The organism is Bacillus cihuensis (assembly GCF_000504145.1).
GTDB classification, from domain to species: domain Bacteria; phylum Bacillota; class Bacilli; order Bacillales; family DSM-1321; genus Peribacillus; species Peribacillus huizhouensis.
Genome location: NZ_KI632495.1, coordinates 2,273,441 through 2,287,207, shown reverse-complemented (window position 1 = coordinate 2,287,207; position 13,767 = coordinate 2,273,441). Strand labels below are relative to the sequence as shown.

Here is a 13,767-nt window from a genome sequence, read left to right as displayed (position 1 = left end):
AAGCCTCATGGTTAAAGAAGGGGATGAAATAGATGAAGAATACAAGTAGCGATGAGGGGTTAAAACGAGAATTATCAACTAGTCAGCTTTCGATGATCGCGATGGGGATGGCGATTGGGACAGGGCTATTCCTTGGAAGTGGACTAGCCATTAGTACGGCAGGACCTAGTGTATTGATTAGTTATACGATCGGTGCATTTATCGTTATATTACTAATGGGATGTTTGGCAGAAATGACGGTTGCCTATCCAACTTCGGGATCTTTTGGAACGATTGCTGATAAATATCTTCATCCAATGGTAGGCTTTCTTGTCCGGTACTCCTATTGGATTGCTCAAGTTCTTGCGATTGGGGTTGAAATTAGTGCAATCGCCATCTATATGAAATACTGGTTTCCGGAAGTCCCTGGGATTGTTTGGATCATCGTATTTGCAGCAGTCCTTATTTATGTAAACGCTACCAGTGTAAATGCCTTTGCAACTTTTGAGTATTGGTTCTCGATGATCAAGGTTAGTGCGATTGTCGCTTTTATTCTTCTTGGCGCGTATGTTTTATTTGGAACTTCTGGTCATGAGAATGTTGGGGCTCAGAACCTCGTCGATCATGGAGGCTTCATGCCGTTTGGTGTCAAAGGCATGTGGATTGCCGTCTTTATTTCTCTTTTCAGCTTTATAGGTACGGAATTGGTCGCCGTTACGGCCGGTGAAGCAAAAGATCCGGATGTCGCTGTACCGAAAGCATTGAAAGCAACGGTATTTCGTTTGAGTGGTTTCTATGTGTTGACGATGGCGATCATGTTGATGATTGTCCCATGGCAATCGGCAGGAATTGAAGAAAGTCCGTTTGTAAAAGTAATGGAAATCTTAAATATCCCTGGTGCCTCTGGGGTGATGAATTTTATCGTTTTAACAGCTGCTTTATCATCCATGAACGGACAGCTCTATGCTTCATCCCGAACGATGTATTCATTATCAAGCGAAAAGTTTGCACCAGCCATTCTAGGTAAACTGAATAAAAAAGGTGTTCCAACAATGGCTCTTGCCGTTTCAACGATTGGGATTGTGATTGCTACACTTGTGAATGCGCTGTTTCCTGGATCATCCTATGCCTTCATGATGGGGATTTCCATGTTTGGTTCACTTTTTACCTGGTTAGTTATCTTTGTTTCTCATTTATCTTTCCGGAAAAGGTGGGAGAAAATGGGCGGCCGCAAATTACCGGTCAGAATGATTGGTTTTCCTTATTTGACAATATTGGGAGGACTACTCCTGCTCAGTTTAATGATCACAGCCTGGTTTACTGATTTCAAAATTATGCTTCAGTTTGGTATCCCTTGGCTGCTTTTCTTATGTATTGCTTATTTTGTTATGAAAAAAAAGACTCAGAAATCTGATGTTTTGCAGGATAAAAAGACTGTTTAATTTAAGGCTGTGTTAAAAGTCATTGTTGATTTATTACTATGTTGATTGGAGCGAAAATCAACAGCCAAGTTTAACACAGCCTAATTTTTTTAAAAAAAAGGAGAGATCGTATCATGATTATTGGTGTACCTAAAGAAATTAAAAATAATGAAAACCGTGTGGCTTTAACTCCAGCTGGAGTCGTTTCATTCGTAAATGCCGGTCATAAAGTATTAGTGGAGAAAAACGCCGGTATGGGCAGTGGTTTTACCAATGAAGATTACTTGAATTATGGTGCAGAAATCATTGAAAATGTGGCAGATGTGTGGGCGCAATCAGATATGATTATGAAAGTAAAAGAGCCTCTGCCAAGTGAGTATGGTTATTTCCGTGAAGGCTTAATTTTATTCACCTATTTACATTTGGCTGCTGAACCGGCGTTAGCTCAGGCGCTTAAAGAAAAAAGCGTTCTTGCGATTGCCTATGAAACTGTTTCAGTGAATCGCACGCTGCCGCTGCTGACGCCAATGAGTGAGGTTGCCGGCCGGATGGCTGCACAAATCGGTGCGCAATTTTTACAAAAATCAAACGGTGGTAAAGGAATCCTTCTTGCGGGTGTTCCTGGTGTAAGCCGTGGGAAAGTGACCATTATTGGCGGCGGTATTGTTGGTACCAACGCAGCGAAAATGGCGATTGGATTAGGGGCGGATGTAACGATTATCGATGTGAGTGCGGATCGGTTACGTCAATTGGATGATATTTTTGGCAATTCAATTAAAACACTCATGTCCAACCCGTTCAATATCGCACAGGCAGTAGCTGAGGCTGACCTTTTAGTTGGCGCTGTATTGATTCCTGGTGCAAAAGCTCCTAAGCTGGTAACAGAAGAAATGATAAAGGCAATGAAGCCTGGTTCAGTTGTTGTTGATGTGGCTATCGACCAAGGTGGAATCGTTGAAACGATCGATCATATTACCACTCATGACAACCCAACCTATGAAAAGCATGGTGTTGTTCATTACGCTGTAGCCAATATGCCTGGTGCAGTTCCAAGAACTTCAACCATTGCCCTAACGAATGTTACTCTTCCATATGCCTTACAGATGGCAAACAAAGGTGTATATCAAGCCATCGCTGAAAACGAAGCATTAAAACTTGGAGTAAACGTAGCTAATGGTGAAATAACTTTTGAAGCCGTTGCAAGAGATCTTGGTTACGACTATGTAAGAGTAGAAGTTGCTTTAGAAAAAGAAATGGTTGCACGATAAAGTTTAAAGGACTAAACAGTATTATGTTTAGTCCTTTAAACTTTATTAATAAAAAATGATGTCACTCTCTGAAACCAAACGTCGACAAAATAGGGGAATGACAGGAACAATGGATTAGCATAATCGTTGCCATATTCTAGTGGGGGTTCAGCCGAGATATACACGTTATCTTAACTAAGAAAATTAAAAAACGAATTTAAAAGGGCCCTTACGTTGAATACATGTACTCAACGTAAGGGCGGATTATGTAAAATGACAATAAAGTTATTTAATTTTAAAACCTAAAACACGTATGACCCCGTTCTGATTTTAAGACGGGGTTAAAATAAAGCTGTTTAATTTTTGATGTGAAATACTTCACTGCACTTAAAAACACAACAATAAAGTCGTTTAAATCTAAGTGTTATTGCACAATTGCTCCCTTTAATGGAATAACATGACCGACGTATTTAAATAACTTTATTGTTCCTTAAAACCTACTCCTTATTGAAGTAAAGCACCCATTAGTTTAATAACAAAGTATCAAACTTTATTTCATGTCACACAAACAACATTTCCTGTATCTTATGGTATTCTGGCTCGTAGCGTTTGTGAACGTGCTAGTTATGTCAGTAAACTTCGCTTCTTTTCTGGAAAAAAAGGCAGTGGTAAAGTTCAATTATAGTAAATTATACAAAAAAGATTTAGATATTAATTTATTTTAGAAACTTTTCATATAAAATGCTACCCATTGAGAATGAGTAGCAAATAATACAAGTTATTTGAAAATAATTTGTAGTTTTCCATATACTTTGCCAGAGGAATATCCATCTTTCACATCAACATAAAATTTACCTATTTTCATACCTGTGAATAATGTCTTTCCACCTGTTAAGCTATGATAGCCTGTGCACTTTCCGGTACTAGCATTGCAGAGACGAGCCCGTAAGTTACTATAATTAGTCAATAACTTACTTCCAGAAGAGGTCTTTAAATAGATTGGGGGAACTAGTTCTACCTCTAAGTCACTACCTTTGTTAGGATTTCCAATTTCACCATCCCATTTTCCATCTTCTGTTTGAAAAGAATACTGAGGAACACTTGCTTGAGCAGAAGAAGTACTTAATACCATTCCACCTACCAGAACTAACACAAAGGTACTTAAGATTGAAAATAAGCTTTTTATGTTATTTCCTCCTCCAATCTTTATCCCTTTTATAATATCAGAATAAACTGATTATTAAAATAGTTAAAAATGACCAAAGCTTCTTAGGTTCAAACATCTTTTGGTTGCGTCATCAACCTTACTTAAATAAAGTTCATGAACCGAAAACATCTTTAATTTCGTTTTTTTCTTATTTAAGCTAAAAGGCGTACCCCAAAAATTTATCTTATGAACAGAAAAGAAAAGTAGAAATCAAAGTTATTAACATGATGTATTAGATTGAAGTGTTGTGGTTTTTATTGAAGTAAAGCTACCCGTTAGTTCAACAAGCATTATTTCTTTTTAGAAGATTTATACCCAATAATAATAATAACAGCACTAATTACGGCAAACCATATATACCATTCCATATGATTTCCTCCTTAACTGACGAAACAATATGATAATTTGTTAAATAGCAGCAACATTTCGGAAAACAGCCATATACTAAGAGTTATGCTCTTTACACTAGAATATTCCTTATTCCATTAACCTGCTTCGTTAGCTTAAGTACAGTTCTTCACAATCTCATCTAAATTTTAACATAAATATCCAATTTCTATTAAAGATATTATTCCGCAATCTGGCCCTATAATGGAAATAGCGCTGTTCCTTATTACAGAAAGGCGTCCGTTTGCTGAAGTTCATTGCTTAAACCTCATTCTAGATAAACACCTGTATATTGAAATGGCCCATGCTAGATACTATTGGATGGCAACGGTTAATTTTATTTTGTTATTAAGGTTAGTTCATGGAATCGGTTGGGCGATCACAACCACTTCCTACGGCACAATTGTAGCACTTTCTTTGGTTTTATTTTTTTAGGTGTTTGGTTATTGTCTAACAAAACAACAGCAAAAAAGCTAAATACCATGCATTAAAAAAAGTTGTTATCGACGTTTTCCACTGATCTAGGTGTTCGAAAAATTTAATTTCAGGAAAGAAGTGCAATTTATGTATAAAATTCAAGCTAATAAAACCGCATTAGTCCTCATTGATCTACAGAAAGGAATTACTGGTTTAAAAGGTGCACCTCACGACACTTCTACAGTTGTCCGAAATGCATCACAACTCGCAGGTGCCTTTCGTCGGGCAGGTGCATTTGTCACATTTGTACATGTCGATTTTTTAGATGGAAAAGATGCGTTGCATCCTGATGCGGAAATGCAATTGCCTCCTAAACTATCTGAAGATTGGGCTGAATTCCCACCCGAACTGAATGTGCAACCGACAGACCATATCGTCACAAAGCGTCATTTCGGAGCTTTCTTCGGCACTGATCTTGACTTGCAACTTCGTAGACGTGGAATAGAAAACATTGTATTAGGTGGAATCTCAACCCATATTGGAGTTGATACTACTGCTCGTGAAGCATATCAACACAACTACAATCAAATTTTTGTAACAGATGCCATGACTGCTACATCAATAGAAGCTCATGAATTCCCATGTAAGTTTATCTTCCCACTTATAGGACGAATGGCAACGACCGAGGAAGTACTCGCAGCACTAGAGTCATGATTTGATATATGTAATATAGTATGTATTGGGCTACCTTCAGTAAAATTAAGAAGCCTAGTTTTCTTTTTATAATAGAAATTAGGCTTGATTTTATTTAATTAAATGGCCCTTTTCATGGTTTCTGACCTCACGCATTAATTGCTTTCTTTTAATTCTCCTTGTATTACATACTTTAACAATGGAGGTGCAATTAAAGTTGTAACAATAATAACTGAAGTGAAATACTCTGGGATTAACAAAGCTTCTTGCAATCCAGTTGCGGCGATAATTAAGGCTACTTCTCCCCTTGATACCATCCCAGCGCCTATAAAAACCAAATATAAAATAAACACTAGAAGATTACTTTGTTGGAACTGCAGATAAGTGAGGAAATCATTAGAATCGCCAGATACATGAAGATAGTTATAGCCCGTCTATTCATAGTTGGTTAGGCTTTGCACCATTCATTCGGAAATCACAAATTACTGCAATGTATCAAAAAGGAGCAGATATACCAACGATTGCAAAACAGTCCGGCCATAAATCACATCAAACCATTATGGAGCATTATATTAATTTAAAAACTAGTGATGTAGATGAGTTTTTATAGTTACTCTGAACACATTAGTCTATGGATTTTTTTATTTAGAGGGGCTTACCTTAGGGTAGCCCTTTTTTAATGTAGGGATTTAAAGAAGGACTTTAAACGTTAATACCGAAATACATATAGTTAGGAGCAGAAAATTTTGGATAAAAATAAAGAAGAATTATTAATTCACTTTGAACACTCCACCGATATTGTGAAAAAATTAGTAGATACATCAGAAGAATATTGGCGAACACTCATTGCAAAAGATAAATGGACAGTTGCAGAAGTAATTGGTCATTTAACACCATAGGATGAATTCCTATTGAATGACCGACTACAATACTTATTTAAGGATACGCCATTGCCAAAAGCACCAAACGTAGAGGAGTTAAACTGTAAATCTGCTAAGATTAGCAGAAATAGAAGCAAAGAAGAAACGATTACAAATTTTATGAACCTAAGGAGAAAGTTAATAATTGCTGTTCATAATATAGAGGATGAATTATGGGATAATGAGCTAACGATTTGTAGTAGGACACTACCATTTCGTGAATATTTAAAAGATTTCATAAATCATGATTTACATCATTTTGAACAGAGTAATGAAGTGATTCTTACACAATCATTTTGTAATAATAAATAAGTAAAAGAAATAACGAATAGGGAAAAGGGGATTGAAAATGGATGTAAGATACCCAATTGGGAAACTACAAGTTCCTGAAAAAGTAACATTAGAAAATATTCAAGAATTGCTAAAGGAGATCGAAACTTACACGATTCGATTAAGAGAAACTGTCGATTCATTAAGTGATGAGGAATTAAGCAGAACTTATCGTGATGGTAGCTGGACAGTTCGTCAACTTGTTCATCACATTGCAGATTCTCAATTGAACATGTATCAACGTTTGAAGCTGGCTTTAACAGATGAGAATCCAACAGTACCAGCTTTTGATGAAGAAAAGTGGGCTATTCAACCGGATACAAGGCTTCCTGTAGAAAGTTCTATTAAAATGTTAGAAGGTATAAATGAGCGCATCGTATCTTTAGGACATAGTTTAACTGAAGAGCAATTAGATCGAGCTTTTACTCACCAGATAAACGGTAAAATAACAGTTGCAACAAAAGTTGCAAAATTAGCTTGGCACGAAGAGCATCACTTAGCCCATATAAAAATCGCATTATCTAAATAATACAATATGTATGGAAGTGGCTTATCAAACCTCGATAAGCCATTTTTACATAGCTGAAACTTAGTACTCAGTAATGGTCATTGATTTTGGATTTTTCTTATGAACTGTCAAGATTAGCCGGGAAGGTTCCATATCTGTGTGTTTTGAAAGAAGATTAATCAAAACACACTTTTCTATATTCAATTGAATCAGTTTTTTATAAAAAAGTTTGATAACTTTTGTGATTCTTATGCAATTAAAGCGCCCGATTGTGGAAGATCCCTAAAGTTTCTATTAGCTGGTTAGTTGACTACGCCCTTACAGAAAAAAAGAGGAGGCAGCATCCCTTGTTAAAGAAACACCACCCTTTGAAGAAAAACATTAAATATGAAAATGACTTATAAAACCATCTAATAATTCTCTACTTCCACTTTCCGCCCCATTCTCATCCATTTCTTTACTCTCTATCCACTACTGACAATGGATTATCTAATTAGCCATACTGCTCAAAATTGACTTTATTAGGTTGTTTTCCTCTCAATAAGTTTAAATTCCAACTTTCGTAATGGATTGGTATGATTATTTAGTTGATTTAAAATTATTATAAAAGCATTCTCAGCTTGTAAATCGATGGGATAATGAACGGTGGTCAAATCCATGAAATGTGCAATATCCATATTCCCAAAACCTACTACGGCAAAATCATTTGGGACATTTAAGTTAAGTCGTCGAGCTTCTGCTAATAATGCACAGGCTAAATAATCTGCCGTGCAAATAAATGCATCAGGTTTTACTTTTTGTTCTACCCACCATGAAGCAATTTTTTCACCATTTTCAATACTTCGTTGATCATAAAAATCTTGAAATTCGTGGGGATTAAGATTGTATCTTTCACAAAAGTCTTCATATGCTCTTATACGACTTTTTGTGTTTTTGCCAGTACTCCGTCCATATATATTAACAATTCGTCGATATCCTTTTTTGTATAAATGTTCTAATACTAGCATGTAACCTTCATAATGATTCATAAAAACTGATTTTAATTTATCAGATACTACTCGCTCCCATGTAACGATAGGTCCATATTTTGTATAACCCTCGATTAATTTCCAATCATTAATCCTGACAACACATACTAGTGCATCTAGTTGTTTACGTCGAAGCATTTCAAGGGCTTCAATCTCTTTTTGTCCATCACCATTGGTGATAAACATTGTAATATTATATCCATGTTGTAGTGCAACATTAACAAAACTATGTACAAAGACGCTCAGTTCATCATTATAAACAAGTGCAATAATGCCAATTAGACGAGTTTTCCCTTTTTTTAAAGAAACGGCATTAATATTCGGAACATAGTCTAGTTGATCAATAATTGACTGAACGCGTTCTCTCGTCTCGGGGCTAACATAGCCTTGATTGTTTATGATACGGGAGACTGTAGCTGTTGAGACACCAGCTAATTTGGCGATATCCTGAATATTTGTCATACTTTCACCTCATTATTCTTTATTTTAAGTACAAAGAAAAATAGTATCTCGGACTACTTTTTGATAACTTGTGAACCTTTGGTCTTATCATTTTCTCGACTGTAAATAATTATTTAATAAAACCTTGACATGTAATGCATTACACAAAATATAGTAAAAATGCAAGATAAGATTGTACAAAAGGAGGTACGTATCTATTTTTTGTTTATTAGATTCGACAAATTATGAAATCTTTTGGAAGTGATAAGAAATATAAAACAGATACTAGAATATGGTGACTAAACAAAAACAATGACTGCTGTAATGCGAATCAAAAAAATATTTTTATTGTTGATTATACTCCTATTACACATATTTAAAGGATTTGCCGGAAATGGAGCTGACTCCTCATACCAGCATCTCAGTTTATTTTAATAATTGAATTTTCCACTGAAGGGTGAGCTATATACACATGGATTATAACAAAACAGCAAAAGAAATTTTGCAGCTAATTGGCGGCGAAGAAAACGTACAAAACGTTATTCACTGTATGACTAGATTACGTTTCAATCTGTATGATAACAGCAAAGCGGACCGTAATAAATTGGAAAAAGTACTTGGCGTGATGGGGATAAACATTAGCGGTGGCCAATTCCAGGTGATTATCGGAAACGAAGTACCAAAAGTATATAAAGCCATTATGGAAAACAGCAACCTTAAAAAAGATAGCGGCGAGAAAAAATCCGATCATAAGAAAAACTTACTAAGTAATATTTTTGATGTAATCTCAGGTGTATTTACACCGATACTTCCAGCCATTGCCGGTGCCGGTTTGATCAAAGGATTGCTAGCTGTGGCACTCACATTTGGCTGGATATCTAATAGCAGTCAGACTTACATTATATTGAATGCAATAGGTGACGGTACATTCTACTTTATGCCGATCTTGCTCGCTGTAAGCGCAGCAAGAAAGTTTGGCACCAATCCTTATTTAGCAGCAGCAATAGGAGCGGCAATTTTGCATCCAAACCTCACGCAGTTGCTAAGCTCGGGTAAATCAATTTCATTCATTGGCCTTCCGGTAACTGCCGTCACTTATTCATCAACGGTTATTCCGATTTTACTTGCAATATGGATTGCTTCTTATGTAGAAAAATGGGTAGATAGGATTGTTCCGAATGCATTGAAGATAATTTTCGTTTCTGCGATTACTTTACTCATCGTAGTGCCAGTCACTTTAATTACAGTTGGCCCATTAGGCTCTATTATCGGAAACTGGCTATCTTTAGGTGTTGGTGCATTGTTTGAACACGGAGGCATATTTGCTGGTTTAATCCTTGGCGGAACTTGGTCATTAATTATAATGACAGGTATGCACTACGCATTTCTTCCAGTTATTATAAATAATATCACAAAAAATGGTTTTGACTATCTAATGCCTTCTATGTTTATGGCAAATATGGGACAAGCAGGTGCGGCATTTGCCGTAGCCCTACGTTCTAAAAACAAATCTTTCAAATCGATTGCCATGTCTACAAGCATTACTGCTCTTATGGGGATTACCGAGCCAGCGATGTACGGGATCAATATGAGGCTTAAAAAGCCATTTATTGGTGCGATTGTTGGTGGAGCAGTGGGTGGCGCTTATTATAGTTTCGTAGGCGTAAAATATTATGTGCTCGGAGGAAACTTCGGGTTACCTGGTATTCCTTCATTAATTGGCCCTACATTTTTATATGCGATCATAGGGTTACCTATTTCCTTTATTGCTGGTTTAATTGCAGCTTACTTTATCGGTTTTGAAGATATTGAAGGACAAGAACAAGATGCACTCGCATCTAGTAAAGAAAAAGAAGCAGATACAAAAACGAACGGAATTGTGATGGCAGAAGAGATCTACAGCCCAGTTAAAGGAGAGATAAAACCATTAAGCAAGGTTAACGATCCAACGTTTTCTCGTGAAATCATGGGTAAAGGATTAGCAATTTACCCCGAAGAAGGAATAGTGGTCTCCCCTGTTTCCGGTACAGTCACTACTATCTTTAAAACAAAACATGCCTTAGGAATCACTAGTGAGAATGGTGCAGAGATCCTTATTCATGTTGGTTTGGATACTGTCAAATTAGAAGGAAAACATTTCACTGCACATGTGAGAGAAGGGGATTTTGTGCAAGTTGGAGATATACTCGTTACGTTTGACATGAATGCTATAAAATCAGAAGGATATGATCTTATTACACCGGTCATCATCACAAATACAGACCTCTATCGATCGATTAAGGAAATGAAAGAAGGGAAAATCGACATCAGAGAACCATTTATGACCTTAATAGTTTAAGAAGAACTTATGGAAATTGTTGGTCAAGTAAACAAAAAAAATTCAGGAGTGATTATAAATGAAAATTTTTGTGGGTAAAGATTATAACGAAATGAGCCAAATCGCAGCAAACCATGTATTGGGTTATATGTACCAACCAAGTCGAGTTAATTTAGCAATTACAGCTGGGAGCACCCCAAAACGAATATATGAATTATTAATACCACACGTAAAAGAGAAACCACATTTTGAAAACGTACACTATTATAACTTTGATGAAATTCCTTTCAAAGAGGAATCTGGATTTGGAGTTACAATGCGTAACTTGAAAAAAATGTACTTTGACCCAGCAGGAATTTCAACTGATCATATCCATGTATTAGATGAAACGAATTATCAAACACATGATGATCGACTTGCTAAAGATGGCGGATTAGACATGATTATCATCGGCATTGGTGCTGATGGGCATTATTGCGGTAATTTGCCTGGGACGACTACTTTTAACGATATCACTTCGGCAGTTGCAACAGATGTATCAGAAAACATGCCGGAAATTATCCGTGGCGAAGTTGGTGGCGATATGAATAAGGTTCCTGATTTTTATGTGACTATGGGGCCAAAAAGTGTCATGCATGCTCGACATATCATATTAATTGCGAATGGCGAACATAAAGCAGATATTATTCAAAAAGCATTGTTTGGACCAGTGGATGCAAATGTTCCAGCATCTATTTTACAAATGCATCCTAACTTAACAGTCATTTTAGATAAGGATGCAGCTTCAAAAATAAGATAATGTAGGAAATATAGGGTGAGGTTAGTCTCCTTTTAGACCATTCCCCCTAATGAAACAAAAATGGCAATAGAAAATTAACTACAAAATCAAACTCCTTATGTTGGCTTATAAAAATGTTTGATCAAAAGTACGTTGTATAACGTTGATTATTCGAATATAATAGAGCCTGTTTTGAAAAAATGTTTGATCAAAACAGGCTCTTAATATATTTCGTGAGAGGGCTTTTTATGAAAAAGTTTGATTATTTTCCGGCTATGTTGCTCAACAATCTGGCCTGTTTGTTGAATAGCTAGACTGGCGTTTTTAAACAACTTTATGATTTTATATCGAATTTATTATGATTTAAACAACTTATTATCATGAAGCAGAGGCAAGCTTACATAGGAACTAGAACAGAAAAAAAACGATCTATTAGAGATGGGTGCGAATTTTGTCAAATTTGCAATAAAAATGTAATCTTATTTAAATATATCTGACACTTTAGGGTGATAAAATCAAAGAAAAAGAGATTTTAGCGGAGGATATATATTAATGAAAAAGATTATTGCATCATTTGTTGTGACTGGCTTATTGCTTACAAATCCAATAGTTAGTAATGCTGCATTGGGTGATCAAACATTAAAACGCGGAATGACACATACAGAAGTTAAACAATTACAAGAAGTTTTAAAGAATAAAGGGTACTTCACCAATCAGAATACGACAACATATTTTGGAACAGCTACTGAAAGTGCAGTCAAGAAGTTTCAAAAAAGCAAGGGATTGAAAGCGGATGGCATTGTTGGTGCAAATACATATAAGGTGTTGGGAGTAACAAATCAGCCTGCAAAAGTAGCACAGGTGAAGTCCGGCGAATTGGTTAAAGTAGCGAAAAAACAGTTGAATGTCCGGTATGTATGGGGAGGAACTACGCCTAAAGGTTTTGATTGCAGTGGATTCCTAACTTATGTTTTCGAAAAAAGTGCGGATGTTAAGTTACCAAGAACTGTCTCGGGTATTTATAATAAGGGAGTAAAAGTATCCAAACCACAAGTTGGAGATGTAGTCTTTTTTGAAACCTATAAGTCTGGTGCTTCACATGCAGGGATCTATGTAGGGAATAACCAATTCATTCATAGTTCTTCATCAAACGGAGTGAGTATTAGCTCCTTGGATAATAGTTATTGGTCTAAAAGATATATAGGAGCAAAAAGAATCTAATCAAGTAGACATTAAAAGCTAGTCTTATAAAGACTGGCTTTGTTTTATTTATTCCGTATTCACAGGCAGTAAACCCCCACTGATTGAAGTTTCACTTTATTTCTAAAAACTTTCACTCTATTCTTAATGAGAAAAGCAGGGTTAACCCTGCCGATGATTCTTCAGTAGGTTTTCTAATAAACCTATGTATAAAAGAAATAGAGTTGATAGTTTCAATTGCCAATGACAAAAGAAAAGCCGGGGTTGGGTTCACTAGAAAGGTAATTGTGAAATTACAGGTCCAATTCCTTTTCATAAAATTGAAGTATACGCTCTAATTCATCGAATCGAATAAATCGAGAAACTCTGAATATTTCTTTACCTTCCACAAACAGAAGTAGAGTAGCAGCAGAGAAAATCATATATTCGGATGTAATTTCTGGCACATCCTCATTAAATACATACACTCCTTTGACCCGTGAATATGATTTCAAAAGTTCTATCATTTTACAGTGAACAGACTCACATACACCACAATTGTCTGTCTTAGATAACAGAATCACCAATGGTTTTTCTTGAATAGCTTCCTTAATTTGATTTAAACTCATCATTTTTTCCATACAATCGCCTAACGCCCCTAAACAATTTGATTAGCACCGATTATATCTACTAACTGCAAGAAATACAAAACTTAGCCATCGACATGTCCGCCTATTTTCCTTTGAAAGAATAGTAGCGCTTTAGATGTTACATTATTTTTTACGATATGAATGGGTGAGTCCTGTTGATTAATCATTTTGATGGTATCTTCATAACTGTAGTTAAAAAGTTTTACGCTTATGATACAATCGTGATAATTCGATTTTTAATAATAATAAACGCATTCAAAAATTC

General features: G+C 35.9%; 12 protein-coding genes and 1 pseudogene. 9 read left to right on the top strand and 4 right to left on the bottom strand.

The window, feature by feature from the left end; genetic code table 11:
* The first annotated feature begins 32 nt into the window (after positions 1–32).
* Together V179_RS0116725 and ald are read left to right on the top strand one after the other, a co-directional pair.
* The gene (locus V179_RS0116725) at positions 33–1,421 is read left to right on the top strand and encodes an amino acid permease (RefSeq protein ID WP_028392500.1); all 1,389 of its coding nucleotides are present in this window, start codon (positions 33–35) and stop codon (positions 1,419–1,421) included.
* A gap of 113 nt (positions 1,422–1,534) precedes the next feature.
* Positions 1,535–2,668 (top strand): alanine dehydrogenase, encoded by a 1,134-nt coding sequence (ald, locus tag V179_RS0116720; RefSeq protein ID WP_028392499.1) that lies wholly within the window; start codon positions 1,535–1,537, stop codon positions 2,666–2,668.
* Positions 2,669–3,425: 757 nt separating this feature from the next.
* Here the strand turns inward: ald and V179_RS0116715 are convergent.
* Complete coding sequence (locus V179_RS0116715) at positions 3,426–3,779, bottom strand: hypothetical protein (protein ID WP_028392498.1); 354 nt, start codon at positions 3,777–3,779, stop codon at positions 3,426–3,428.
* A gap of 1,026 nt (positions 3,780–4,805) precedes the next feature.
* Here V179_RS0116715 and V179_RS0116710 point away from each other — a divergent pair.
* Positions 4,806–5,372: an isochorismatase family protein gene (locus V179_RS0116710; RefSeq protein ID WP_034301287.1), complete on the top strand. Its 567-nt coding sequence runs from the start codon at positions 4,806–4,808 to the stop codon at positions 5,370–5,372.
* Between the two features lie 134 nt (positions 5,373–5,506).
* Here V179_RS0116710 and V179_RS30160 read toward each other — a convergent pair.
* Positions 5,507–5,680, bottom strand: a pseudogene (locus V179_RS30160) (sodium:proton antiporter); the annotation flags it as partial.
* Between the two features lie 417 nt (positions 5,681–6,097).
* On the opposite strand from V179_RS30160, the gene V179_RS31080 reads away from it, so the two are divergent.
* Genes V179_RS31080 through V179_RS0116695 form a run of 3 tightly spaced genes read left to right on the top strand, consistent with a single transcriptional unit; the run spans position 6,098 to position 7,130 of the window.
* Positions 6,098–6,250 (top strand): hypothetical protein, encoded by a 153-nt coding sequence (locus V179_RS31080; protein ID WP_154664012.1) that lies wholly within the window; start codon positions 6,098–6,100, stop codon positions 6,248–6,250.
* 12 nt (positions 6,251–6,262) lie between these two features.
* Complete coding sequence (locus V179_RS28190) at positions 6,263–6,583, top strand: hypothetical protein (RefSeq protein ID WP_051404992.1); 321 nt, start codon at positions 6,263–6,265, stop codon at positions 6,581–6,583.
* Positions 6,584–6,620: 37 nt separating this feature from the next.
* The gene (locus V179_RS0116695) at positions 6,621–7,130 is read left to right on the top strand and encodes a YfiT family bacillithiol transferase (protein ID WP_028392496.1); all 510 of its coding nucleotides are present in this window, start codon (positions 6,621–6,623) and stop codon (positions 7,128–7,130) included.
* Positions 7,131–7,630: 500 nt separating this feature from the next.
* On the opposite strand, the gene V179_RS0116690 is transcribed toward V179_RS0116695, so the two are convergent.
* Complete coding sequence (locus V179_RS0116690) at positions 7,631–8,599, bottom strand: LacI family DNA-binding transcriptional regulator (protein ID WP_028392495.1); 969 nt, start codon at positions 8,597–8,599, stop codon at positions 7,631–7,633.
* A gap of 451 nt (positions 8,600–9,050) precedes the next feature.
* On the opposite strand from V179_RS0116690, the gene V179_RS0116685 reads away from it, so the two are divergent.
* From V179_RS0116685 to V179_RS0116675, 3 genes are all read left to right on the top strand, one after another.
* A complete protein-coding gene (locus V179_RS0116685) occupies positions 9,051–10,916 on the top strand; it encodes a beta-glucoside-specific PTS transporter subunit IIABC (RefSeq protein ID WP_028392494.1) in 1,866 nt (621 codons plus the stop codon).
* A gap of 58 nt (positions 10,917–10,974) precedes the next feature.
* Complete coding sequence (locus V179_RS0116680) at positions 10,975–11,694, top strand: glucosamine-6-phosphate deaminase (RefSeq protein ID WP_028392493.1); 720 nt, start codon at positions 10,975–10,977, stop codon at positions 11,692–11,694.
* Positions 11,695–12,225: 531 nt separating this feature from the next.
* Positions 12,226–12,894, top strand: coding sequence for a C40 family peptidase (locus V179_RS0116675; RefSeq protein ID WP_028392492.1), 669 nt, complete (start codon positions 12,226–12,228; stop codon positions 12,892–12,894).
* A gap of 272 nt (positions 12,895–13,166) precedes the next feature.
* Here V179_RS0116675 and V179_RS0116670 read toward each other — a convergent pair whose 3' ends face one another.
* Positions 13,167–13,493, bottom strand: a complete 327-nt coding sequence (locus V179_RS0116670) for a thioredoxin family protein (RefSeq protein ID WP_028392491.1) — start codon at positions 13,491–13,493, stop codon at positions 13,167–13,169.
* Positions 13,494–13,767 lie beyond the last annotated feature (274 nt).